The sequence below is a fragment of the Metapseudomonas otitidis genome (assembly GCF_011397855.1).
GTDB lineage: Bacteria > Pseudomonadota > Gammaproteobacteria > Pseudomonadales > Pseudomonadaceae > Metapseudomonas > Metapseudomonas otitidis.
Genome location: NZ_AP022642.1, coordinates 2,000,304 through 2,023,709, shown reverse-complemented (window position 1 = coordinate 2,023,709; position 23,406 = coordinate 2,000,304). Strand labels below are relative to the sequence as shown.

At 65.1% G+C, this 23,406-nt stretch carries 22 protein-coding genes; 12 read left to right on the top strand and 10 right to left on the bottom strand.

Annotated elements, in window-relative coordinates; translation table 11 throughout:
- Positions 1-75: 75 nt before the first annotated feature.
- The 3 genes from PotMrB4_RS09490 (at position 76) to PotMrB4_RS09480 (ending at position 2,728) form a co-directional block, all read left to right on the top strand.
- Positions 76-570 (top strand): peptidylprolyl isomerase, encoded by a 495-nt coding sequence (locus PotMrB4_RS09490; RefSeq protein WP_044401686.1) that lies wholly within the window; start codon positions 76-78, stop codon positions 568-570.
- On the top strand, positions 567-1,289 hold the full coding sequence (gene lpxH, locus PotMrB4_RS09485; RefSeq protein ID WP_044401683.1) for a UDP-2,3-diacylglucosamine diphosphatase: 723 nt from the start codon (positions 567-569) through the stop codon (positions 1,287-1,289). Before PotMrB4_RS09490 ends, lpxH begins: the two co-directional genes overlap by 4 nt.
- Before the next feature lie 101 nt (positions 1,290-1,390).
- Positions 1,391-2,728 (top strand): SPFH domain-containing protein, encoded by a 1,338-nt coding sequence (locus PotMrB4_RS09480; RefSeq protein ID WP_044401680.1) that lies wholly within the window; start codon positions 1,391-1,393, stop codon positions 2,726-2,728.
- Positions 2,729-2,786: 58 nt separating this feature from the next.
- Here the strand turns inward: PotMrB4_RS09480 and miaE are convergent, their stop codons facing one another.
- Positions 2,787-3,389: a tRNA-(ms[2]io[6]A)-hydroxylase gene (miaE, locus tag PotMrB4_RS09475; RefSeq protein WP_172435065.1), complete on the bottom strand. Its 603-nt coding sequence runs from the start codon at positions 3,387-3,389 to the stop codon at positions 2,787-2,789.
- Between the two features lie 188 nt (positions 3,390-3,577).
- On the opposite strand from miaE, the gene PotMrB4_RS09470 reads away from it, so the two are divergent.
- The gene (locus tag PotMrB4_RS09470; protein WP_172433091.1) at positions 3,578-4,441 is read left to right on the top strand and encodes a universal stress protein; all 864 of its coding nucleotides are present in this window, start codon (positions 3,578-3,580) and stop codon (positions 4,439-4,441) included.
- Positions 4,442-4,492: 51 nt separating this feature from the next.
- Here the strand turns inward: PotMrB4_RS09470 and PotMrB4_RS09465 are convergent, their stop codons facing one another.
- Complete coding sequence (locus tag PotMrB4_RS09465) at positions 4,493-4,969, bottom strand: DUF1289 domain-containing protein (RefSeq protein WP_044401674.1); 477 nt, start codon at positions 4,967-4,969, stop codon at positions 4,493-4,495.
- Positions 4,970-5,374: 405 nt separating this feature from the next.
- On the opposite strand from PotMrB4_RS09465, the gene acnB reads away from it, so the two are divergent.
- The 8 genes from acnB to PotMrB4_RS09425 all read left to right on the top strand — a co-directional run bounded on the left by acnB (position 5,375) and on the right by PotMrB4_RS09425 (position 14,969).
- On the top strand, positions 5,375-7,984 hold the full coding sequence (gene acnB / locus PotMrB4_RS09460) for a bifunctional aconitate hydratase 2/2-methylisocitrate dehydratase (protein ID WP_044401671.1): 2,610 nt from the start codon (positions 5,375-5,377) through the stop codon (positions 7,982-7,984).
- A gap of 158 nt (positions 7,985-8,142) precedes the next feature.
- Entirely contained in the window at positions 8,143-8,352 is a 210-nt protein-coding gene (locus PotMrB4_RS09455; protein WP_044401668.1) for a YgdI/YgdR family lipoprotein, read from the top strand.
- A gap of 157 nt (positions 8,353-8,509) precedes the next feature.
- Positions 8,510-9,865: a pyridoxal phosphate-dependent decarboxylase family protein gene (locus tag PotMrB4_RS09450; RefSeq protein WP_172433090.1), complete on the top strand. Its 1,356-nt coding sequence runs from the start codon at positions 8,510-8,512 to the stop codon at positions 9,863-9,865.
- 172 nt (positions 9,866-10,037) lie between these two features.
- Complete coding sequence (locus tag PotMrB4_RS09445) at positions 10,038-11,141, top strand: polysaccharide lyase family 7 protein (RefSeq protein WP_172433089.1); 1,104 nt, start codon at positions 10,038-10,040, stop codon at positions 11,139-11,141.
- A gap of 292 nt (positions 11,142-11,433) precedes the next feature.
- A complete protein-coding gene (gene alaC, locus PotMrB4_RS09440; protein WP_074968800.1) occupies positions 11,434-12,663 on the top strand; it encodes an alanine transaminase in 1,230 nt (409 codons plus the stop codon).
- A gap of 110 nt (positions 12,664-12,773) precedes the next feature.
- Positions 12,774-13,661, top strand: coding sequence for an alpha/beta hydrolase fold domain-containing protein (locus PotMrB4_RS09435; protein WP_172433088.1), 888 nt, complete (start codon positions 12,774-12,776; stop codon positions 13,659-13,661).
- A gap of 94 nt (positions 13,662-13,755) precedes the next feature.
- Positions 13,756-14,442, top strand: coding sequence for a polysaccharide lyase family 7 protein (locus tag PotMrB4_RS09430; RefSeq protein WP_172433087.1), 687 nt, complete (start codon positions 13,756-13,758; stop codon positions 14,440-14,442).
- Positions 14,443-14,525: 83 nt separating this feature from the next.
- Positions 14,526-14,969 (top strand): thioesterase family protein, encoded by a 444-nt coding sequence (locus PotMrB4_RS09425; RefSeq protein ID WP_044401653.1) that lies wholly within the window; start codon positions 14,526-14,528, stop codon positions 14,967-14,969.
- Positions 14,970-15,264: 295 nt separating this feature from the next.
- Here the strand turns inward: PotMrB4_RS09425 and PotMrB4_RS09420 are convergent, their stop codons facing one another.
- The 8 genes from PotMrB4_RS09420 to ppsA form a co-directional block, all read right to left on the bottom strand.
- Positions 15,265-16,311 carry an OmpA family protein gene (locus PotMrB4_RS09420; RefSeq protein WP_044401650.1) on the bottom strand — a complete coding sequence of 349 codons (1,047 nt, stop codon included), beginning with the start codon at positions 16,309-16,311 and terminating at the stop codon, positions 15,265-15,267.
- 108 nt (positions 16,312-16,419) lie between these two features.
- Positions 16,420-17,010, bottom strand: coding sequence for an RNA polymerase sigma factor SigX (gene sigX, locus PotMrB4_RS09415; protein WP_044401647.1), 591 nt, complete (start codon positions 17,008-17,010; stop codon positions 16,420-16,422).
- An 87-nt stretch (positions 17,011-17,097) separates the two neighbouring features.
- Positions 17,098-17,922 (bottom strand): mechanosensitive ion channel family protein, encoded by an 825-nt coding sequence (locus PotMrB4_RS09410; protein ID WP_044401644.1) that lies wholly within the window; start codon positions 17,920-17,922, stop codon positions 17,098-17,100.
- Between the two features lie 2 nt (positions 17,923-17,924).
- A complete protein-coding gene (locus PotMrB4_RS09405; protein ID WP_044401640.1) occupies positions 17,925-18,170 on the bottom strand; it encodes a hypothetical protein in 246 nt (81 codons plus the stop codon).
- 55 nt (positions 18,171-18,225) lie between these two features.
- On the bottom strand, positions 18,226-19,221 hold the full coding sequence (locus tag PotMrB4_RS09400; protein ID WP_172433086.1) for a zinc transporter ZntB: 996 nt from the start codon (positions 19,219-19,221) through the stop codon (positions 18,226-18,228).
- Between the two features lie 19 nt (positions 19,222-19,240).
- Positions 19,241-19,729, bottom strand: a complete 489-nt coding sequence (gene rraA, locus PotMrB4_RS09395) for a ribonuclease E activity regulator RraA (protein WP_074968794.1) — start codon at positions 19,727-19,729, stop codon at positions 19,241-19,243.
- 258 nt (positions 19,730-19,987) lie between these two features.
- Positions 19,988-20,968, bottom strand: a complete 981-nt coding sequence (locus PotMrB4_RS09390) for an alpha/beta fold hydrolase (protein WP_044401631.1) — start codon at positions 20,966-20,968, stop codon at positions 19,988-19,990.
- Between the two features lie 63 nt (positions 20,969-21,031).
- Entirely contained in the window at positions 21,032-23,401 is a 2,370-nt protein-coding gene (ppsA, locus tag PotMrB4_RS09385) for a phosphoenolpyruvate synthase (protein ID WP_044401628.1), read from the bottom strand.
- Positions 23,402-23,406: the final 5 nt, after the last annotated feature.

The following is a 23,406-nucleotide window of genomic DNA, read 5'->3' as shown; positions in this document are numbered from 1 at the left end:
ATCAAAGCGCTTATCATACCGAAGCTGTCAACCCCCTGACAGGCCTTCGGATTTCACGTTCAGAGCGAATTGCCCATGATCAAGCTGCACACCAACCACGGCGTTATCACCCTGGAACTCTTCGAGGACAAAGCGCCTGAAACCACCGCTAACTTCAAGGAATACGTAAAGGCCGGTCACTACGACGGCACCGTGTTCCACCGCGTCATCTCCAACTTCATGATCCAGGGCGGCGGCTTCGAGCCCGGCATGAAGCAGAAATCCACCCGCGCACCGATCAAGAACGAGGCCAACAACGGCCTGTCGAACAAGGTCGGCACCATCGCCATGGCCCGCACCATGGACCCGCACTCCGCCTCCGCGCAGTTCTTCATCAACGTTTCCGACAACGACTTCCTCGACCACAGCGCCCCCACCACCCAGGGCTGGGGCTACGCGGTGTTCGGCCAGGTGACCGAAGGCATGGACGTGGTCAACGCGATCAAGGGCGTGGCCACCACCATGAAGGCCGGCCACCAGGACGTCCCGGTCGAAGACGTGATCATCGAGAAGGCCGAGATCGTCGAGTGATCCTGCTGATCTCCGACCTGCATCTCGAAGAGGAACGCCCGGACATCACCCGGGCGTTTCTTCGTTTCCTCGACACCCGCGCCCGCCAGGCCGAGGCGCTGTACATCCTCGGCGACTTCTTCGAAGCCTGGATCGGCGACGACGCCATGACCCCCTACCAGCACGCCATCGCCCGTGCACTGCGGCAGGTGGCTGACGGCGGTACGCGGCTGTTCCTGATGCACGGCAACCGCGACTTCCTCGTCGGTGAGCGGTTCTGCCGCGAGGCCGGCTGCACCCTGCTGGGCGACCCGGCCCAGGCCGAACTGGCCGGCCACCCGGTGCTGCTGATGCACGGCGACAGCCTGTGCACCCGCGACGAGGCGTACATGCGCCTGCGCCGCATCCTGCGCCACCCGCTGACCCTCTTCATCCTGCGCCACCTGCCCCTGCGCGTGCGTCACCGCCTGGCCCGCAAGCTGCGCAGCGAAAGCCGCGCCCAGACCCGGCAGAAGGCCTACGACATCGTCGATGTCACCCCCGAGGAAGTCACCCGGGTGATGATCGACGCCAAGGTGCCCACGCTCATCCACGGGCACACCCATCGACCGGCGGTGCACACCCTGGAAATCGGCGGACAGCCGGCACAGCGCATCGTGCTGGGTGACTGGGACCGCCAGGGCTGGGCGCTGGAAGTGGACGCCGACGGCTTCCGCCAGGCGCCATTCGCCCTCGACTGACCGCCGCAGCGAGAACCTGCCCGCAGCCCGAGTGAGTGCTGCTTGACGAGGCGGCATGCGGCCTCCAGCATGCCGCATCCCCACACCGTCAAGGAGCGACCATGCAGTTTGCGAACGCCCCCTACATCAAGTACCTGGTCGGCGGCGCTGCCGCTGCCGGCCTCGGTTTCGCCCTGTTCAACGGCGTCTTCTTCTATAACGAAGCCGGCTTCGCCACCCACGTGCGAACCATCTTCGGCGAGGAGAAGGTGGTGGACGACGTCGGCTACGCCACCAAGTGGTTCGGCCGCGCCACCCCCTGGAAGAAGGCCCTGAGCGTGCAGTCGGTGCTCACCGAAGCGCTCAACCAGATCGACGAGAACAGCGACAACGACTCCCTCGGCGCCACCATCGAAGCCTTCCCCATCGTGTTCCTCGGCAACGTCGACGCCAAGGTGGAGTCCTCCGCGCGCTTCCGCCTGCCGGGCGGCGACCAGTTCCTGAAGATCGCCCAGGAATACCGCAACCCCGAGAACTTCATCCGCACCGCCCTGGTTCCGGCCATCAAGGAAACCCTGCAGGCCACTGCCTCCCTGATGACCGCCGACGACTTCTATGCCGGCGCCCGCAGCGAGTTCGCCGCCGAGTTCGAAAACCAGCTCAACGACGGCCTCTATCTGATCAAGCGCAAGGAAGTGCGCGGCCCGCGCGGCGCCATGCCCCACCAGACCGCCATCCTCCAGGCCGGCACCGAGCAGGGCACCTTCGGCGACAACAATGCCAGCCAGTTCGTCACCGAGAAGGTCATCGACTCCAAGGGCATCCCGGTGCGCAAGCAGCAGCAGTTCCGCAAGTACGGCGTGGAAGTGGTGGAGGCGCGCATCACCAACGTCGACCCCAACCCGCAGTACAAGCAGCGCATGGTCAAGGTCCAGCAGGCCCTGGCAGAACTGGCCGTGGCGCGGCAGAACCGCCTGAAGGAAGAGGAAGAGAAGCTGCTGGTCACCGCCCGCGGTGAAAAGGAAGTGGAGGCCCGCCGCCAGGAGACCCTGCGCGACCAGATCGAGCGCACCACCCAGGCCGAGACCGAGAAGCAGCTCGCGCGCATCAACGCCGAGCGCGAGAAAGGCCGCGCCGAGATCGAGAAGCAGACCGCCGAACTGCTGCGTGACAAGGCCAGCATCACCGCCCAGGCCACCAAGATCACCGCCGATGCCGAGGCCTATGCCCGCGAAGCGGTGATCAAGGCGGACGGCGCATTGCAGCCCAAGCTCGATGCACTGATCGCCATCAACAAGGTGTGGGCCGAAGCCGCTGCCCAGGCACCGGTGCCCAGCGTGATGATGGGCGCCGGCCAGAACGGTGCCACCAGCCGCCAGGACGAGATCGGCCAGCTGATGGGGGTACTCGCCACCAAGGCCGCCCGCGACCTGGCCCTGGACCTGAAAGTGAAGGACTGACCAGGCACCGCCCACAAAAAAAGCGCCCCTTGGGGCGCTTTTTCATTCCGGGCCGGATTCAGGCCGGAACGCCGCTGTGGAAGCGGAACTCCTCGTCAGGGCTCTCGATCAGCTCCTGTTCCACGCCACGCACCCGCTCGATCGTCGCATCCACGTCCGCCGCCTCACCGTACTGGTAGGCCAGCTTCAGGTAGCCCTGGTAATGCCGCGACTCGCTCTTCAGCAGGCCGAAATAGAACGCGCCCAGGTCCTCGTCCAGGTGAGGCACCAGTGACTCGAAGCGCTCGCACGAACGGGCCTCGATGAAGGCGCCCACCACCAGTGTGTCCACCAGCTTGGCCGGCTCGTGGTTGCGCACCGCCTTGCGCAGGCCCGAGGCGTAGCGCGCTGCCGATACCGGCCGCAGGGGAATGTGGCGCTTCCTCATGATCCGCAGCACCTGCTCGTGGTGGACCAGTTCCTCCCGGGCCAGGCGCGACATGAAATTGATCAGGTCGAGGTGCGTGTTGTACTTGGCGATCAGCGCCATGGCGGTGGACGCCGCCTTGAACTCGTTGTTCTTGTGGTCGATCAGCAGGGTTTCCTGATCGGCCAGCGCCGCCTCCACCCAGGCCTGCGGGGTGCGGCAGGGGAGGAAATCGTGGATCTCCGGCAGGTTCATCGGGCGGGCACTCCAGTTCGGGCAGCAGACAGCCAGGGCGCTCACGGCGAGGCCTCGGCAAAAAGGTGCGCATTATACGAATGCACCGGTCGCCGGCCAGCCATCCGCGATTGATATGCATCAAGCACGTTCGTGCAATCGCCGCTAGAGTGACTCCCAGCCATCTGTCTCACAGGGAGAGCATGACCATGCAAGCCATTCGCAGCATCCTGGTGGTAGTCGATCCGAGCCACCCCGAGAGCCTGGCGCTCAAGCGCGCCACGCTGATCGCCGGCGTGACCCAATCCCACCTGCACCTGCTGGTCTGCGATCGCAAGCAGGACCACAGCGCCTGGCTCGCCGACCTGGCCGGCACCCTGACCGGCGACGGCTACAGCGTCAGCACCCAGCAGGCCTGGCACGAGAACCTGCACCAGACGGTGATCACCGTGCAACAGGCCGAGGGCTGTGGCCTGGTGATCAAGCAACACGTGCCGGAGAACCCGCTCAAGCGCGCCCTGCTCACGCCGGACGACTGGAAGCTGCTGCGCTACTGTCCCGGCCCGGTGCTGATGGTGAAGACCGATACGCCCTGGACCGGTGGCGTGATCCTCGCGGCCGTGGACGTGGGCAACAACGACGGCCCGCACCGCACCCTGCATGCCAGCATCATCAGCCACGGCTACGACATCGCCGGCCTGGCGCGGGGCAGCTTGCACGTGGTCAGCGCCCACCCCTCCCCCATGCTCTCGGCAGCGGACCCGACCTTCCAGCTCAAGGAGAGCATCGAGGCGCGCTACCGCAGTGCCTGCAAGGAATTCCAGGAGGAGTTCGACGTCAGTGACGACAACCTGCACATCGCCGAAGGCCCGGCGGACGTGATCATCCCCTACGCGGCGAAGACCCTGAAGGCAGCCGTCACCGTAATCGGCACCGTCGCCCGCACCGGCCTCTCCGGCGCGCTGATCGGCAACACCGCCGAGGTGGTCCTGGATGCGCTGGAAAGCGACGTGCTGGTGCTGAAGCCGGACGAGATCATCGCCCACCTGGAGGAGCTGGTAGCCCAGCACTGAATCAAGCGATGAACGGAAAGCCGCCCGACGGGCGGCTTTCTCATGGGCGGGTCAAACGCGGAGTTCCATCCCCTCGCGCAGGAAGCGCGGGGCGATGTAGCGCTCGTAGTGTGCCTCGGAGAGCAGGAAGAACTCGCGGTCGATGGCCTCGCGCAGGTCCGGCAGCGGCCAGTCGCGGAACTCCGGCATCAACACCAACCCATAGGCCTCCAGGCGGTTGATCACCCGCGAGCCCCGCGCGATCAACTGGTAGGCCCAGCAATACACCGACTGCTCCGGCACGAAGCGGATCTGCCGCTGCTCCAACTGACCCCGCAGCAGCGCCGGATCGAAGACCTCCAGCTTGGCCTCCACCACCTGCACCAGCAATTGCTCCAGGCGACGCCAGACCGCGCGCTTCTCCTCGTCGCTATAGAGATTCCAGTTGATGATCTCGTGGTGGAAACGCTTGCAACCCCGGCACACGGTATCGCCGTAGACGGTGGAGCAGAGGCCGACGCAAGGCGTCTTGATGCGCTGGTTGGGCATGGCGGGGACATTGGGTAACGCAGGTACGGACGCGGCATCTTAGCCCTTTGTCTAAGCAGGGTCACCCCAAGATAGGCGGGGCTTTTGTCTTAACTTCGGTTCCGCTTTCCTTTAGAATCGTTCCGCCGTTTTAGGCGCCAAATCCGTTGGAAGCTGTTTTCAAAGCGTCACGAGCACAGTCGATCCGGCAGGAAATCTTGGCGCTGGGTTCTCCTCTCCCGATGAGACCCAACGCCAGCCCTCATCAGGCTCTTCCTTCCGGCGTAAAACTTTGAAAGCAGCTTCTGGATGGAACCATCGAAACACTGGCCAGGCGGCCCAAAAAGCCGCGCGGCGCATGTGTTCGGTGGAATCCTGGATGAGCGTCCCGAACCAAGACTAGGGACCACTGATGAGGGTAAAACTGTGCTTGAAGCCTATCGCAAACACGTAGAAGAGCGTGCCGCCCAGGGGGTCGTACCCCAGCCGCTGAACGCCGAACAGACCGCAGGCCTGGTCGAGCTGCTGAAGAACCCGCCCGCTGGCGAAGAAGAATTCCTCGTCGACCTGATCACCAACCGCGTTCCCCCGGGCGTTGACGAAGCCGCCTACGTCAAGGCCGGCTTCCTGTCCGCCGTCGCCAAGGGCGAAGCCACCTCCCCGCTGATCTCCAAGGCTCGCGCCGTCGAGCTGCTGGGCACCATGCAGGGCGGCTACAACATCGCCACCCTGGTGGAGCTGCTGGACAGCGCCGAGCTGGCCGAAGTCGCCGCCGCGCAGCTGAAGCACACCCTGCTGATGTTCGACGCCTTCCACGACGTCGCCGAACGCGCCAAGAAAGGCAACGCCGCCGCCAAGGCCGTGCTGCAGTCCTGGGCCGATGGCGAGTGGTTCAAGGCCCGCCCTGCCGTTGCCGAGAAGCTGACCCTGACCGTGTTCAAGGTCCCCGGCGAAACCAACACCGACGACCTGTCCCCCGCTCCGGACGCCTGGTCGCGCCCCGACATCCCGCTGCACGCCCTGGCCATGCTGAAAATGGCCCGCGACGGCATCGAGCCGGTACAACCCGGTTCCGTCGGCCCGCTGAAGCAGATCGAAGCCGTCAAGGCCAAGGGCTTCCCGGTTGCCTACGTCGGTGACGTGGTCGGTACCGGTTCCTCCCGCAAGTCCGCCACCAACTCGGTGCTGTGGTTCTTCGGCGACGACATCCCCTACGTACCGAACAAGCGCGCAGGCGGCTTCTGCTTCGGCACCAAGATCGCCCCGATCTTCTACAACACCATGGAAGACGCCGGCGCCCTGCCGATCGAATTCGACTGCACCAACCTGGCCATGGGCGACGTCATCGACGTGTACCCGTACGAAGGCAAGGTCGTGCGTCATGACAGCGGCGAAGTGGTCACCACCTTCGAACTGAAGACCCCGGTCCTGCTGGACGAAGTCCGCGCCGGCGGCCGTATCCCGCTGATCGTGGGCCGTGGCCTGACCGAGAAGGCACGCGCCGAACTGGGCCTGCCCGCATCCGACCTGTTCAAGAAGCCGGAAGCCCCCGCCGACAGCGGCAAGGGCTTCACCCTGGCGCAGAAGATGGTCGGTCGCGCCTGTGGCCTGCCGGAAGGCAAGGGCGTCCGTCCGGGCACCTACTGCGAACCGAAGATGACCACCGTCGGCTCCCAGGACACCACTGGCCCGATGACCCGTGACGAGCTGAAGGACCTGGCCTGCCTGGGCTTCTCCGCCGACCTGGTGATGCAGTCCTTCTGCCACACCGCGGCCTATCCGAAGCCCATCGACGTCAAGACCCACCACACCCTGCCGGACTTCATCATGACCCGCGGCGGTGTTTCCCTGCGTCCGGGCGACGGCATCATCCACAGCTGGCTGAACCGCATGCTGCTGCCTGACACCGTCGGCACCGGTGGCGACTCCCACACCCGCTTCCCGATCGGCATCTCCTTCCCGGCCGGTTCCGGCCTGGTGGCCTTCGCCGCCGCCACCGGCGTCATGCCGCTGGACATGCCCGAATCCGTGCTGGTGCGCTTCAAGGGCAAGATGCAGCCCGGTATCACCCTGCGTGACCTGGTGCATGCCATCCCCTACTACGCCATCCAGGCCGGCCTGCTGACCGTCGAGAAGAAAGGCAAGAAGAACATCTTCTCCGGCCGCATCCTCGAGATCGAAGGCCTGAACGACCTGACCGTCGAGCAAGCCTTCGAGCTGTCCGACGCCTCCGCCGAGCGTTCCGCTGCGGGCTGCACCATCAAGCTGCCGGAGAAGGCCATCGCCGAATACCTGCAGTCCAACATCACCCTGCTGCGCTGGATGATCGGCGAAGGCTACGGTGATGCCCGCACCCTGGAGCGTCGCGCCCAGGCGATGGAAGCCTGGCTGGCCAAGCCGGAGCTGCTGGAAGCCGACAAGGACGCCGAGTACGCCGCCGTCATCGAGATCGACCTGGCCGACGTCAAGGAGCCCGTGCTCTGCGCCCCGAACGACCCGGACGACGCTCGCCTGCTGTCCAGCGTCCAGGGCCGCAAGATCGATGAAGTGTTCATCGGTTCCTGCATGACCAACATCGGTCACTTCCGCGCTGCCGGCAAACTGCTGGACAAGGTCAAGGGTGGCATTCCGACCCGTCTGTGGCTGGCCCCGCCGACCAAGATGGACGCCCACCAGCTGACCGAAGAAGGCTACTACGGCATCTACGGCAAGGCTGGCGCGCGCATGGAAATGCCGGGCTGCTCGCTGTGCATGGGTAACCAGGCTCGCGTCCAGACCGGTTCGACCGTGGTCTCCACCTCGACCCGTAACTTCCCGAACCGTCTGGGCGATGCCACCGACGTGTTCCTGGCATCTGCCGAGCTGGCCGCTGTCGCTTCGATCATCGGCAAGCTGCCGACCGTCGAGGAGTACATGGCCTATGCGAAGGACATCGACAGCATGTCTGCCGATATCTACCGCTACCTGAGCTTCGACCAGATCGCCGAGTTCCGCGAAGCTGCAGCCAACGCCAAGATCCCGGTCATCCAGGCCTGACCCACGCGTTGTTGAAAGAGCCCCGCCCCGTGCGGGGCTTTTTCTTGGGCGCAGATTTTTCCTGAACTCCCCGGCGCAGGCGACGGCCCAAATGCCTGAACGCCCGCACTGGCCACCGGCCATGGCGAAGCGACAACCACCGGAACAGGAGAATCCCCATGAAACGCTGGCCCCTCATCCTCGTCTGCCTGCTGGGCCTGGCAGGCTGCTCCAGCGAGTACCTCGTCCAGACCACCGACGGGCAGATGCTCACCAGTGACGGCAAACCCGAGCTGGACGCCGACACCGGCATGCTCGAATTCGAAGACAGCGAAGGCCGTGAGCAGCGCATTCCCGAAAGCCAGGTGAAGCAGGTGATGCCCCGCTGATCAGGACGGCGAGGCAACTGTACGGGTCAGAACCCCCGCTGTTGCAGCGGCCTCGCCCTCCCCGCCCCCAGCTGTACAGCCATCTCGGACTCGAGCTGTACCTGCTGCGAACCCGCACCTCGCGCTAAGGTGGCCCTCTGCCCACGCCGAGGCCGCCATGGACACCGAACGCCAACTCCTCGAAGACGCCGACCGCCGCGCCCTCGCCTACCTCGACGGCATCCCCGGGCGGCGCGTCTTCCCCACGCCCGACGCCATCGCCGCACTGGCCGGCTTCGAAGGTCCACTGCCGCAGCAGGGGCGTTCGCCCGAAGGGGTGCTACGGCAGCTGGACGAGCTGGGCTCCTCCGCTACCACGGCCTCCAATGGCGGTCGCTACTTCGGCTTCGTCATCGGCGCCACCCTGCCGGCCGCCGCCGCTGCCGAGCGCCTGGTGCTGGCCTGGGACCAGTGCGCATCCTCCTTCGACAACTCCCCCGCCGCCGACCGCATCGAGAAGGCCGCCGCGCGCTGGGTGCTGGAGAGCCTCGGCCTGCCGGCCGAGAGCGCCGTGGGCTTCGGCACCAGCGCCACCGCCTGCACCCTCGCCTGCCTCAGTGCCGCCCGGCGCGCCCTGCTCGCACGCAAGGGCTGGGACTTCGACGGCGACGGCCTGATGGGCGCGCCCGAGGTGCGCGTGGTGGTCTCCGCCAGCGTGCACATCACCGTTAAGAAAGCCCTGCGCATCCTCGGCTTCGGCATCAACCGTCTGCTAGTGGCGCCCGTCGACGAGCTGGGCCGGATCGACCCGGCGCAACTGCCGCCGCTGGACGACATGACCGTCCTCTGCCTGCAGGCCGGCGAGGTCAACACCGGCGAATTCGACCCCTTCGCCGCGCTCATCCCCCGCGCCCGCGCCGCTGGCGCCTGGGTGCACGTCGACGGTGCCTTCGGCCTCTGGGCCCGGGCCAGCTCCGCCGCCGCGCTGGCCGAAGGCGTCGAGCAGGCCGACAGCTGGACCACCGACGGCCACAAGTGGCTGAACACCCCCTACGACGGCGCCATGGCCATCTGCCGGGATGCAGAGGCCCTGGCCACGGCGATGAACAGCGACGCCGCCTACGCCAGCGCCTCCCGCGATGCGCAGAAGAACCTCAATCTGGAATTCTCCCGCCGCGCCCGTGGCGTGCCCATCTGGGCAGCCCTGGCCAGCCTCGGCCGCGACGGCCTGCGCGCGTTGATCGACCGCCACCTGCGCCAGGCCACATACCTCGCCGAACGCCTGCGCGACGCCGGCTACCAGGTACTCAACCGCGTGGTGCTGAACCAGGTGCTGGTGCGCGCCGACAGCGACGAGCAGACCCTGGCCATCCGCCTCGCCGCCCAGGCTACGGGCGAGGTGTGGTTCGGCCCCACGCTGTGGCAGGGGCGCCCGGCGTTCCGCCTCAGCGTCTCGTCCTGGCGCACTACAGACGCCGACATCGAACGGCTCGCCAACCTGCTGATCACCCTCAAGGCCCAGCACCCGGGTTGAGCGCGGCGTCACAGCCTGGGGCAGCGGCATCGCGCTGCAAACGAACCTTCTCCGCCCTCGCCGGGTCTGTGAAAGGCCTGCCCATCGGCAGGCCCACGAAGCCCAGGGAAGGCACGCGCGTCGAAGCAGGCGGTCTCGAGCGGGGTGCAGCCCAACGACGAGGATGCAAGGCATGCCCAGGTTCCAACCGCCCCACACCCATCTCCTGCACAACCACCCTGCCCGCTGGCTCGGCCTGCTCGGCTGCCTGCTGCTCGGCGAAGCCCAGGCCGAGCTCTACAAGGGCGTCGCCCCGGGCGGCAACTTCGCCCTGGAGAACTGGAACATCACCGTGCCTCAGGACGCCGACGGCAACACCACCGGCAAAGCGATCACCATACGCCCGGACCAGTTGTCCGGCCCCTATGGCTACCAGTCCCGCTGGTTCCGCACCGACCCGCAGGACGGCTCGATGACCTTCTGGACACCCATCAACGGCGCTACGGCCGGCGGCTCAAGCAGCCCACGCGCCGAACTGCGCGAAATGCTCGACCCGACCAACCTGGGCGTGACCTGGAGCGGGGCTGGCGAATCGGTGCAGGACGCCCTGCTCAAGGTCATGCAAGTGCCCCGCGATGGCATCGTCATCGTCGGCCAGGTGCACGGCTACGGCAGCGCACCGCTGATCCTCCTCTACTACCGCTATGACTTCTCCAAGCAGACCGGCCGCGTCATCGCCAAGCTGCAGGGTCTGCCGGAACAGGGCCCGCCCTATACCAACCATGTGCTCGCCACGAACATCGCCCTGGGCGAGACCTTCAGCTACCAGATGAAGGTCAGCCACAACGTCGCCATGGCCTCGGCCAACGGCGGGCCGGTGGCGACCATGGCGATGGACCCGGCCTGGAACAGCGAGACCTTCTACTTCAAGGCCGGCGCCTACCTGCACATGCACGGCGACAGCGCCACCGAAGGCGCGCGGGTGAAGTTCTACCGCCTGGCCGCCAGCCACCCCAACGACGGTCTCCTGATCAACAGCCCCGCCGCCCTGCCCGAGGCCCGCGTCGGCCAGCCCTACCAGGCCCAGCTGTCCGCCACCGGCGGTCTCGGTGGCGCCACCTGGAAGCTGGTCAGCGGCCATCCGCCGGCCGGCCTGACGCTGGCCGCCGACGGCCTGGTCAGCGGCACCCCGGAAGCCGGGACCGCTTCTGCTACCGCACACTGGTTCGTGGCCCAGGCGCGTGATGCCAATGGCAACACCCACCACAAGAAGTTCTCCATCCTCATCCCGCAGTAACCCTGCACGCCTAGCTCTAGCGGGGTGGACCGCGCTTCACCGGTCCACCCCACCGGCGCCCAGGCCCGCACCGCGGGTGGATACAAAGAGCGGAATCCGCCCTGTGGGAGCGGATTCATCCGCGATGCGCAACACCCTGTGGTACATACATTCGCCCCCGAAGGACAGCGCCCCACAGCGCCTCGGATTTTTCTCGACAACGCCCCTCCGCTGCGCTTATCTTCGCCGCCAGGCCACCCATGTGGCCGACGTCGCTCGGACGGTTCCGGGCGCTTACGTATCCGAGGAAAGCATGGCTGACTCCCGTTCTCCGCGCCGTTTCGCGCGTATCGATCGTCTCCCCCCCTACGTCTTCAACATCACCGCCGAACTCAAGATGGCCGCGCGCCGTCGTGGCGAGGACATCATCGACCTGTCCATGGGCAACCCCGATGGGGCCACCCCGCCACACATCGTCGAGAAGCTGGTGCAGGTCGCCCAGCGTGAAGACACCCACGGATACTCCACCTCCCGCGGTATTCCCCGCCTGCGCCGCGCCATCTCGCGCTGGTACAAGGACCGCTACGACGTGGAGATCGACCCCGAAAGCGAAGCCATCGTCACCATCGGCTCCAAGGAAGGCCTCGCGCACCTGATGCTGGCCACCCTGGACCACGGCGACACGGTGCTGGTGCCCAACCCCAGCTACCCGATCCACATCTACGGCGCGGTGATCGCCGGCGCCCAGGTGCGCTCGGTGCCGCTGGTGCCCGGCGTGGACTTCTTCGCCGAGATGGAGCGCGCCATCCGCGAATCCATCCCCAAGCCGAAGATGATGATCATCGGCTTCCCCTCCAACCCCACCGCGCAGTGCGTGGAGCTGGACTTCTTCGAACGCGTGGTGGCCCTGGCCAAGCAGTACGACGTGCTGGTGATCCACGACCTGGCCTACGCCGACATCGTCTACGACGGCTGGAAGGCCCCCTCGATCATGCAGGTGCCCGGCGCCAAGGACATCGCGGTGGAGTTCTTCACCCTGTCCAAGAGCTACAACATGGCCGGCTGGCGCATCGGCTTCATGGTCGGCAACCCGGAGCTGGTCAGCGCCCTGGCGCGGATCAAGAGCTACCACGACTACGGCACCTTCACCCCGCTGCAGGTGGCTGCCATCGCCGCGCTGGAAGGCGACCAGCAGTGTGTGCGCGACATCGCCGAGCAATACCGCCAGCGTCGCAACATGCTGGTCAAGGGCCTGCACGAGGCCGGCTGGATGGTCGAGAACCCCAAGGCCTCGATGTACATCTGGGCGAAGATCCCCGAGCCCTACGCCCACCTCGGTTCCCTGGAGTTTGCCAAGAAGCTGCTGGCCGAGGCCAAGGTGTGCGTCTCCCCCGGCATCGGCTTCGGCGAATACGGTGACGACCACGTACGCTTCGCCCTGATCGAGAACCAGGACCGCATCCGCCAGGCCATCCGTGGCATCAAGGCGATGTTCAGGGCCGATGGGTTGATCGAGGCGAAGCCTCGCAAAGCCTCCTCCTGATCGCCACACAGCGCCCCTTCGGGGCGCTGTTTCGTTGGGGCGCGGAAAAACGCAGGGATGTTCGGCGAACGGCGTATCAGGTGCACGACACTCCACTTCGGAAGCCCACCATGTCCATGACCCGCTTGCTTTGCTGCCTTGCCCTGCTGCTCGCCCTCCCCCTGCAACCCGCCTGTGCCGGCCTGCTGCAGGACCGCCGGGAAGCCCGCCAGCTGGAGCAGGCGGGAATCCGCGTCCTGCGGGATATCGCCTACGGCAACGATGAGCGGCAGCGCCTCGATGTCTACCTGCCCGCCAATCCGGGACGCGGGCAGGCGCCGGTGATCTTCATGGTCCACGGCGGTGCATGGGTCACCGGTGACAAGGACAACGGCAGCGTCGCCCTGAACAAGGCACTGCGCTGGGTGCCCCAGGGGGTGGTGCTGGTCTCGGCCAATTACCGCATGCTGCCCGACACTCCGCCCCTGGCCCAGGCCGACGACGTGGCTCACGCCCTGGCGCATGCCCAGCAACTGGCGAGCGGATGGCAGGCGGACCCGGCGCGCTTCGTCCTGATGGGACATTCGGCAGGGGCGCATCTGGTCGCCTTGCTGGATGCCGCGCCGGAAATTGCCGCCCAGCAGGGTGCGCGTCCCTGGATCGGGACCGTTGCCCTGGACAGCGCGGCCTTCGATGTCGAAAGCATCATGCAGGCGCCCCACATGAAGCTGTACGACAAGGCGTTCGGGAACGATCCCGCCACCTGGCAGGCGGCCTCCCCGACCTTGCGACTGGAGCAACCTGGCACGCCGCTGCTGGCGGTCTGCTCCACCCGACGCGACGATGCCTGCCCGCAAGCGCGCGGTTTCGCCAGCAAGGGCCGCAGCCTGGGCAAGCGCGTCGAGGTGATGGGGGTGGACATGTCGCACCGGCAGATCAACCACGAGCTCGGCCAGGACAACGGCTACACCCGGGATGTCGAGCGCTTCCTGCGCAGCCTGGGCGTGCTGCGCCTCTGAGCAGCCGCAGTTCGTCGCAAAACCTGAACCTTGCTGAACTTCAGGCGTCACGCCGGTCCGATCTGGGGTTCCCATCCCGCATTAAGGACCGCGCGTGATCGATCTCAGCACCTGGCAACTGGACATTCCCACCCACACCTCCGCCACCGAAATCAGCACCCAGCGCCTGAACAACGGCTATGAGAGCCAGTACTTCCGACGCAACAGGGACGGCAGCGTCACCTTCTGGGTGCCCGTGACCGGGAGCCGGAGCGAAGACGCCCGGTATCCGCGCAGCGAATTGAGGGAAACCCAGGCAGATGGCACGCTGAGCTACTGGTACTACGCAAGCGCGGACAACTACCTCAGCGCAGTCCTGACCGTGCAACAGGTCCCCAGCCGCAACAAGGTGATCATCGGGCAGATCCACAGCAAGGACGAAGCCGGCAGCGAGAACGATCCGCTGCTGAAGCTGCAGTACCACTTCAAGGACGGGAATGGCCGGATCGAGGCCCTGCTGCGCAAGCGACCCGGTGATGCAGAGGTGGAGAACATCGTCCTGGTCGAACATGTCGATCTGGGCGAACGCTTCGGCTACGACCTGCGGCTGACACCAACGGGGCGCCTGGGCATCACGGTCAGCAGCAAGGGCGATGACGGCGGACTGTACCGACAACTGAGCGGCTACTGGAGCAAACAGCAGCTGTACTTCAAGGCCGGTGCCTACATCCAGGACAACTACGGCCCGAGCAACGAAGGCGGCCGGGTCACGTTCCACTGGCTGAACAGCCTGCATCGCTGAGTCATTCACCTGGCGAATGACCAGGCGGGCCCAAGCCGGGGGCAGGTAGAATCCGCGCCTGCCCTATCCCTGAGATTTCAACGATGGCCCGCCTGACGCTGAGCTTTCCAGACGACCAGTTCTGCTACTCCACCCACCTCACCGTACGCGTCACCGACATCAACGGCGCGAACCACCTGGGCAACGACTCGATGATCTCGATGATTTCCGAGGCCCGCGCCCGCTTCCTGTACGACTACGGGATCACCGAGACGGGCGCCGACCGCGTCGGCATCATCGTCACCGACCTCGCCACCACCTACCGAGCCGAAGCCCACGCGCGGGACCAGCTGTGCTTCGAGGTGGGGGTGATGGACTTCAACCGCTACGGCGGCGACATCATCTTCCGTATCACCCGCCCCGCCGATGGAAAGCTGGTGGCCATGGCCAAGTCCGGCTTCGTCTTCTTCGACTACGCGCACTCACGGGTGGTGGAAATGCCGGAGTCCTTCCGCGCGACCTTTCCGCAGGCCAACTGGCTGGACTGACGGCGCACCCTTTCGGATCACCGCGCACCTTTCAAGTGCAACAACATGCCCGCCTGGGAAGCACTGGCCTCTCAAAAGCCCGCAGGGCATGCTGATACGCGAGCTGGCACGGAGCGTGCTTAAAGCTCCATACAATCTACAAGAAGCGCCCATCCTCCGAGGTGGCACTTGCCTCAAGAGGGGCAGCTTGCGTGAAGGCGTTCTGCCCAGGCGGAACGCCTTTTTTATTTGGCGCAGTTTTCCCCAGGCAAAGAAAAACCCGGCCTAGGCCGGGTTTTCCTGAAGCTCAGACCAATTACTTGGCTTGGGCTTCTACTTCAGCTTCTACGCGACGGTTAACAGCGCGGCCAGCTTCGGTGGCGTTGTCGGCAACCGGGCGGGACTCACCGTAACCAACGGCGTTGACGCGGTCAGCACCTACACCGTATTGGTTGACCAGCACTTCACGAACGGCGTTGGCACGGCGCTCGGACAGCTTCTGGTTGTAGGCGTCGGTACCAACGGAGTCGGTGTGGCCTTCAACGGTGGTGGTGGTGGCCGGGTACTGCTTCATGAAGTCAGCCAGGTTCTTGATGTCGCCGTAGCTTTCTTCCTTGACCTTGGACTTGTCGAAGTCGAACTTCACGTCCAGCTCAACACGGACCACTTCGGCAACGGCCGGGCAGCCATCGGCGTCAACGGTGACGTTGGCCGGGGTGTTCGGGCACTTGTCGACGTTGTCGCAGACGCCATCGTTGTCGCTGTCGGAGCAGACTTCGGCAACCGGAGCCGGAGCCGGCTGTGCAGCAGGCTTGGAGCCACCACCGAAGTTCACGCCAACACCTACGCCGGCAGCCCATTCGGCTTCGTTGGCGTCGATGTTGTACATGCCGTCCAGACCAGCCTTGGCGTAGAAGTTCTCGGTGAAGTAGTACTTCACGCCGGTGCCGATGTTGGCGAAGGTGCTGTGGTCACGACCGGTACGAGCCGGAACGTTGCTGATGTTCTGGTGGGCGAGACCAGCGGACACGTACGGGCGCAGACCTACACCGGGAGTGCCGAAGTGGTAGATCGCATCCAGACCAGCCTGGTTGCCTTTGATGTTCTTGTTACCAGTGTCGTTTTCCGAACGAATGTCGTGAAACTCGCCGTAGGACAGAGCCAGTTCGACGTCGTCGGTCAGGTAGTAACCAACCGAGCCGCCCAGCAGGTTGCCGTTGGACAGATCACGCGAGCTATCGGTGAAGTAGCGCTTGCCGAAAGCCTCCACCTCGACAGCGCCTTGGCCTTGCGCCAGCGCGTTCAGAGAAAATGCGGCAACGAGAGAGCCAACGGCTACGCCTAAGGTGTTTTTCAGTTTCATCCGTAAATCCCCATCTTGGTTGTCAGTAAGTTGTCGAACAATCTCAATGGACAACTTGGTCCGCAAGTTTACCAGAACTCGCTGCTCTTAGAGATTGATTTTGCCCAACTAAGTTTCGGCCGATCCTGAAAATTTTTCGCGCAAGCGATCCAGAGCGCGCTTGTACCTCATCTTGGTCGCGCTCAGGCCCATATGCATGATGTCGGCGATTTCCTGGAACTCCAGTTCCGCAACAAAACGCAATACGAGGATTTCACGATCGATCGGGTTCACATGCACCAGCCAGCGCTCGAGCCCGCCACGCTCCTCGATCTTCGGAGCCTTCTCATCTGAAGCCTCCTCGAGCGGATCGAGACTCAAGGCATCGAGCAAGCGACGCTTGCGTCGCTCTTTGCGGTACTGGGTAATGCATTCGTTGTACGTGATGCTGTAGAGCCAGGTCTTGAACTTGGATTTACCCTCGAAGTTCTTCAGGCCATATAGCACTTTGAGCATCACCTCCTGACAGACATCGTCAGCGTCTCGTTCGTTCCCCAAATATCTCGCGCACACATTGAAGAGGGTCCGCTGGTAGCGGCGCATCAGCTCCTCGTAGGCACGAGTGACATGGAACAGCTCGACATGCGCACGCTCCACCAGCTCTTCGTCGGAGAGTTCGTGAGGGTCATAGCGCAGGGACAGCGATTGGGGTTTGTTCAAAACAGGTCGGGCCGGCAATGATCGGGAGCCGCCGGAGTGCATGGGCGCTGATCCGGCGGCCAATATTAGCAGGGATGGCGCTTCGTGTTAGCGACTCGTTACCCGCTGGTCGAGAAGCGTCCGGTTGGCCACCGATACCAGATCCCCCTCGTCGGTGAGCAGGATGGTCTTCACGGTGCCGATCTCCTCGATCTGCCCTTCGATGTCCCCGACCTTGACCTCCTGGCCGACCTGGTAGAGCTCGCGCACATAGATCCCGGCGATGATCTGCGCGGCGATGTCACGGCTGCCGAGGCCCAGGGCCAGAGCGGCCGCCAGGCCAATGGAGATCAGCGCAATGGCGATGACGTTGTTCAGCAGGTCGGTCTTGACCTCCAACTGGCCGATGGCCACGGAGATGCTGATGAGGATGACCAGGCCCTGGGCGATGCGCCCCAGGCCATGGGCGTAGTCCAGGCCCACACCCTCCGCCGCGCCACGGACGATCCCGCTGAGCAGTTGTGCCAGCAGCACGCCGGCCAGCAGCACCAGGGCAGCGCCCAGCACCTTGGGCAGGTAGAGCGCGAGCATGTCCAGGGTCGCCGAGACGCGATCAAGGCCCAGGGACTCGGCAGCGGACACCAGGAAGATGAGCAGGACGAACCAGTAGACGATCTTGCCGATCAGCGACGAAACCGGCACCTGGATGCCGACGCGGCCGAGCATCTTGGTCAGGCCGGTCCCGGCCATCAGGCGATCCAATCCCAGCTTGGCCAGCAGCTTGGAGAGCAGGGTATCCAGCAGCTTGGCGACGACGAAGCCAACCAGAACCACCACCAGCGCGCCGAAGAAGCGCGGAATGAAGCCGGCGACCGGTGTCCACACCGTGGTCATGGCGTTAACGATACCTTGGGTCCAGGGGTCGAATTCCATCTTCATTCAGCCTTGTCAGCAGAGCGTTTCGAGGAGGGGCGGCGAGATACGGGCGCCACATGCGCCGAGCCGTTGTTCAGGGCGATCATCAGGGCTTCGGCCCAGTGGCCGAGCAGGCAGAAGAGGTCGCCCACGCCAACCTGCCGGTTCGCGGTCTTGAGGACGCGACCGAGCGCCGCGCTGTCGTCATGGTCGGACGGCGCGTTGCGGAGCATGTCCCGCAGGGATTCTTCGAAGGGATCGTGCATTCGCACCTCTCGTGGGTATGTCGGCTAGACGCGGCAGGCTGGGGATGGGTCACATTCAAAGCCAGCGCAGCCGACGGAAGAGCCACCACTGGAAGGCGGCCACCCCGAGGAGGAGCAGGCACACGATGGGGAAGCCGTAGGACGCGTCGGCGCCCGGCAGCCCTCCCACGTTGATGCCCAGGAGCCCGGTGATGAAGCTCATGGGCAGGAAGAAGCCGGTGATGATGCCCAGCAGGTACATGGTGCGCGTCATCCGCTCGCTCATCCGGCGGTTCTCGGACTCCAGCACCAGGGCGACCCGTTCGCGGATCATCTCCAGTTCTTCGAGGTAGCGGGTCAGGCGGTTGTTCAGCTCATTCCAGTAGTCCGCATCGTCGGACGCGAACCAGCCGAGGCGATTGCGCACCAGCTGGCCATAGATGTCCCGCTGCGGGGAGAGGAAGCGCCGCAAGGCCGCCGCCCGCCGGCGGATCTGCAGCATCAGGTCATGATCGGGGTTGTAGCGCTCGTTGGCGTCGAGCTGCTCCTCCTGCTCATCGACCGCATCCCCCAGGTGGGCGATCAGCGCATCCACCTTGCTGGTCAGGTGCTCGGCAAGGTAGAGCAACACCTCGGATGCAGTGCGCGGCCCGGTCCCGGCGCGCCACTGCTTGATCAGCTCATCAGTGGCGTGGAGGGGACGCAAGCGCAGGGAAATCACGCGACGCGCATCGGCAAAGATGCGCACCGCCACCATGTCTTCCGGCTGGGCGCCGGGGTTGAGGTTGACTCCGCGAAGGAACAGCAGCAGTTGCTCATCCGGCAGGGTTACCAGGCGCGGACGGGTGCTCTCTTCCAGCAGCAAGTCACAGGCGAACTCCCCCAGCCCACTGCGCTCGCGCAGCCACAGGCGCGCCAGGGGATGTCCCCGGTCCCAGTGCAGCCAGAGGCTTTCATGCGCGCCGAGCTGGAGCCCATCCAGCTCGGCGCGACTGATGGCGCGTGCGCCACCCTGCCCGTCGAGCACGAATGCATGGACCAGGCCCGCGCCGGGGTTCTGCTCACCTGTCATCCTCGCGCCACCTGCCCGGTTACTCGGGCATCTTCAGCGGTTCGGGGGACACGATGATGCCGTTGTTGTCGGCATACAGGTACTGCCCCGGGCGGAAGGTCACGCCACCAAAGGTGACCGCCACATTCAGGTCGCCGATGCCGCGCTTGTCCGTCTTCATCGGGTGGCTGGCCAGCGCCTGGACACCCAGGTCGGTCTGGGCGATCACGTCCACATCACGGATGCAGCCGTACACCACGATGCCTTCCCAGCCATTCTTCGCGGCCTTCTCGGCGAGCATGTCGCCCAGCAGCGCGCGGCGCAGGGAGCCACCACCGTCCACTACCAGGACCTTGCCCTGGCCGGGCTGGTCGACCTGCTCCTTGACCACCGAGTTGTCCTCGAAGCACTTGATGGTGACGATTTCGCCGCCGAAGGAATCGCGACCGCCGAAGTTGCTGAACATCGGCTCGACGACCTGTACCAGGTCAGGGTAGGCATCGCACAGATCAGGGGTGACGTATTGCATGGCGTGGCTCCTTGCGGGTCTAGAGATCGGGGCCGTCACGTTCACCGTCCTGGCAGCAGAGAGCGGTGCGCAGCGCATGCACCAGCGCATTCCAGGTCGAAGGCGATCCCGTGGCGGGAACAGCGCAGCACCCTACCGACGAGGCGAGCGCCGCGCAAGGGCGCAGCACCGCCGTTACGGCGTCTTTCCGGGGCACTTGGCAGCGATTCAGCGACAATCAATTGCAATCGGTTTCATATAGCCGAAGAAATTCCACACTCAGGCAGGCACAGCCTGACCTGGCAGCGCCGGCAGGCTGCGATGCAAGAGCCAGTGCTCGACGAGCGGCCAGACCTCCTGCTGCGCCGACTTGCTCACCAGCATCTCCACATGGCCGTAGTCCTCGGCGAAGCCAGCCTCGCGGGACAGGCAAAGGAACTCACGGACCTCGCTGCCGAACTGGTCGAGCAGCTTCCGGCATGCCCACGCCGGGTCCTGGTGGTCCCCGGCCGAGCCCACGGCCAGCACCGGGATGCGGACATCCGCCAGCCCCTTCCACCAATCCCGCTCGGCATCACCGAAGCGGCCGAACAGGCCGTGCCAGCGGAGATTCTCCAGCCCGACGCCGATGGGCTCATCCTCGGGCCCGCGCTTGAGACCGGAACCGGAGAGCACCTCGAAGCGCTTGAGCAGGAAACGTCCCAGCCACTCCACCGGCGGAACCTTGAGGGGCCAGTAGACCCGGCTGATCTGGCTGCCGAACAGGGCAGCGGACGCCGCAGTCTCCTCGTCGAGGTAGCCACCTCCCAGCGCAGCAGCCAGGGTCACTCCGCCCAGGGAATGCCCCACCCAATGGGCGGGCGATCCGGACTGCTCGCGCACGAAGGCGCCAATGGCCGGCAAGTCGTAGCGGGCGTAGTCGGCCACCCGGTTGTGTCGGTAGGCCTGGTTGCGAGGGGAAAGACCGTGGCCGCGCATCTCGACGATCCACACATCGAAACCCGCCCTGGCCAGGAAAGGCCCAAGACCCAGGCCACGCGGTGAATACCAGAAGCGACGATTGGAGAAGCTGCCGTGCACCAGCACCACGGGGGCTCCGCGCTGTCCTTCACGCCCGTACAGGCCCAGGCGCGTGACCACCAGCTCGACGCTGGGATCAGGGCTGTTGCCGGGTTTGAGGCGATAGAGGTCTTCCGTGAGGTCCCCACGGAGTTCGGCGCCCACCAGGGCCACCGGAAAAAGAAGACTGCTGCTTTGCATGAAAACTACTTGCACGAAAAAGGGCGGGTGATGACCCGCCCTCTTTCCGGTTGCCGTTCGGGATCAGGCTTGGCCTTCAGCCAGGAAGAACCAGGTGTCCAGCACGGAGTCGGGGTTGAGGGAGACGCTCTCGATGCCCTGCTCCATCAGCCACTTGGCCAGGTCCGGGTGATCCGACGGGCCCTGGCCACAGATGCCGATGTACTTGCCCGCCTTGTTGCACGCGGCGATGGCGTTGGACAGGAGCTTCTTCACCGCCGGATTACGCTCGTCGAACAGGTGGGCAATGATGCCGGAATCGCGGTCCAGGCCCAGGGTCAGCTGGGTCATGTCGTTGGAGCCGATGGAGAAGCCATCGAAGAACTCCAGGAACTCCTCGGCCAGCAGGGCATTGGACGGCAGCTCGCACATCATGATGATGCGCAGGCCGTTCTCACCGCGCTTGAGGCCATAGTGGGCCAGCAGGTCGATCACCTGGCTCGCCTCGCCCAGGGTACGGACGAAGGGCACCATGATCTCGACGTTGGTCAGGCCCATCTCGTTGCGCACCTTCTTCAGCGCGCGGCATTCCAGCTCGAAGCAATCACGGAACGACTCGCTGATGTAGCGGGAGGCGCCACGGAAGCCCAGCATGGGGTTCTCTTCCTCAGGCTCGTACAGCTTGCCGCCGATCAGGTTGGCGTATTCGTTGGACTTGAAGTCCGACAGGCGGACGATGACCTTCTTCGGCCAGAAGGCCGCGGCCAGGGTACTGATGCCTTCGACCAGCTTCTCTACGTAGAAGCCGACCGGGTCGTCGTAGCCGGCGATGCGCTTCTCGACGCTTTCCTTGATCTCCGGCGGCAGGCCGGCGAAGTTCAGCAGCGCCTTGGGATGCACGCCGATCATGCGGTTGATGATGAATTCCAGGCGGGCCAGGCCCACGCCCTCGTTGGGCAGCTGAGCGAAGTCGAAGGCACGGTCGGGGTTGCCGACGTTCATCATGATCTTGAACGGCAGCTCCGGCATGGCGTCGACGGAGTTCTTGCGCACGTCGAAGCCCAGCTGGCCTTCGAAGATGAAGCCGGTGTCGCCCTCGGCGCAGGAAACGGTCACGCCCTGGCCGTCCTTCAGCACCTGGGTGGCGTTGCCGCAGCCCACGACAGCCGGGATGCCCAGCTCACGGGCGATGATCGCGGCGTGGCAGGTACGGCCGCCACGGTTGGTGACAATGGCGCTGGCGCGCTTCATCACCGGTTCCCAGTCCGGGTCGGTCATGTCGGAGACCAGCACGTCGCCCGGCTGGACCTTGTCCATCTCGGAAACGTCGTGGATCACCTTCACCGGGCCGGCGCCGATGCGCTGGCCGATGGCGCGGCCTTCCACCAGGACGGTGCCCTTTTCCTTCAGCAGGTAGCGCTCCATCACGGTGGCGCTGGCGCGGCTCTTAACGGTCTCGGGGCGGGCCTGCACGATGTACAGCTTGCCGTCGTCACCGTCCTTGGCCCATTCGATGTCCATCGGACGGCCGTAGTGCTTCTCGATGATCATGGCCTGCTTGGCCAGCTCGGTGACTTCGGCATCGGTGATGCAGAAGCGGGCGCGGTCGGCGCGGTCGACGTCGACGGTCTTCACCGACTTGCCGGCCTTGGCTTCGTCGCCATAGACCATCTTGATCGCCTTGCTGCCCAGGTTGCGGCGCAGGATCGCGGGGCGGCCGGCTTCCAGGGTGTGCTTGTGCACGTAGAACTCGTCGGGGTTCACCGCGCCCTGCACCACGGTCTCGCCAAGGCCGTAGGCGCCGGTGATGAACACCACGTCACGGAAGCCGGACTCGGTGTCCAGGGTGAACATCACGCCGGCCGTGCCGGTTTCCGAACGCACCATGCGCTGCACACCGGCGGACAGGGCGACCAGTTTGTGGTCGAAGCCCTGGTGCACGCGGTAGGCGATGGCACGGTCATTGAAGAGGGAGGCGAAGACTTCCTTGGCGGCACGGATCACGTTGTCCACGCCACGGATGTTGAGGAAGGTCTCCTGCTGGCCGGCGAAGGAGGCGTCCGGCAGGTCTTCGGCGGTGGCGGAGGAGCGCACGGCCACGGCCATGTTCTCGTTGCCAGCGGCCATTTCAGCGAACGCCGCACGGATTTCAGCGTCCAGGCGCGCCGGGAACTCGGCATCCATGACCCACTGGCGAATCTCGGCACCGGTCTTGGCCAGCGCGTTGACGTCGTCCACGTCGAGCTTGTCCAGCGCATCGTGGATGCGATCGTTCAGGCCGCTCTGCTCGAGGAAGTCACGGTAGGCCTGGGCAGTCGTGGCGAAACCACCGGGAACGGAAACCCCAGCACCCGCCAGATTGCTGATCATCTCGCCCAGGGATGCGTTCTTGCCCCCCACATGCTCAACATCGTGGACGCCGAGCTTATCGAGGGAAACTACGTACTCTACCAAGGTGA

What these genes read in the sequence shown, in the direction of transcription:
- PotMrB4_RS09405 (WP_044401640.1), bottom strand. Translation starts at nt 18,170, where the DNA reads ATGCACGATCCCTTCGAAGAATCCCTGCGGGACATGCTCCGCAACGCG.
- PotMrB4_RS09425 (WP_044401653.1), top strand. Translation starts at nt 14,526, where the DNA reads ATGGCCCGCCTGACGCTGAGCTTTCCAGACGACCAGTTCTGCTACTCC.
- rraA (WP_074968794.1), bottom strand. Translation starts at nt 19,729, where the DNA reads ATGCAATACGTCACCCCTGATCTGTGCGATGCCTACCCTGACCTGGTA.
- PotMrB4_RS09435 (WP_172433088.1), top strand. Translation starts at nt 12,774, where the DNA reads ATGTCCATGACCCGCTTGCTTTGCTGCCTTGCCCTGCTGCTCGCCCTC.
- PotMrB4_RS09410 (WP_044401644.1), bottom strand. Translation starts at nt 17,922, where the DNA reads ATGGAATTCGACCCCTGGACCCAAGGTATCGTTAACGCCATGACCACG.
- PotMrB4_RS09420 (WP_044401650.1), bottom strand. Translation starts at nt 16,311, where the DNA reads ATGAAACTGAAAAACACCTTAGGCGTAGCCGTTGGCTCTCTCGTTGCC.
- PotMrB4_RS09455 (WP_044401668.1), top strand. Translation starts at nt 8,143, where the DNA reads ATGAAACGCTGGCCCCTCATCCTCGTCTGCCTGCTGGGCCTGGCAGGC.
- miaE (WP_172435065.1), bottom strand. Translation starts at nt 3,389, where the DNA reads ATGAACCTGCCGGAGATCCACGATTTCCTCCCCTGCCGCACCCCGCAG.
- PotMrB4_RS09490 (WP_044401686.1), top strand. Translation starts at nt 76, where the DNA reads ATGATCAAGCTGCACACCAACCACGGCGTTATCACCCTGGAACTCTTC.
- PotMrB4_RS09450 (WP_172433090.1), top strand. Translation starts at nt 8,510, where the DNA reads ATGGACACCGAACGCCAACTCCTCGAAGACGCCGACCGCCGCGCCCTC.
- PotMrB4_RS09400 (WP_172433086.1), bottom strand. Translation starts at nt 19,221, where the DNA reads ATGACAGGTGAGCAGAACCCCGGCGCGGGCCTGGTCCATGCATTCGTG.
- PotMrB4_RS09390 (WP_044401631.1), bottom strand. Translation starts at nt 20,968, where the DNA reads ATGCAAAGCAGCAGTCTTCTTTTTCCGGTGGCCCTGGTGGGCGCCGAA.
- PotMrB4_RS09470 (WP_172433091.1), top strand. Translation starts at nt 3,578, where the DNA reads ATGCAAGCCATTCGCAGCATCCTGGTGGTAGTCGATCCGAGCCACCCC.
- PotMrB4_RS09465 (WP_044401674.1), bottom strand. Translation starts at nt 4,969, where the DNA reads ATGCCCAACCAGCGCATCAAGACGCCTTGCGTCGGCCTCTGCTCCACC.
- PotMrB4_RS09445 (WP_172433089.1), top strand. Translation starts at nt 10,038, where the DNA reads ATGCCCAGGTTCCAACCGCCCCACACCCATCTCCTGCACAACCACCCT.
- PotMrB4_RS09480 (WP_044401680.1), top strand. Translation starts at nt 1,391, where the DNA reads ATGCAGTTTGCGAACGCCCCCTACATCAAGTACCTGGTCGGCGGCGCT.
- alaC (WP_074968800.1), top strand. Translation starts at nt 11,434, where the DNA reads ATGGCTGACTCCCGTTCTCCGCGCCGTTTCGCGCGTATCGATCGTCTC.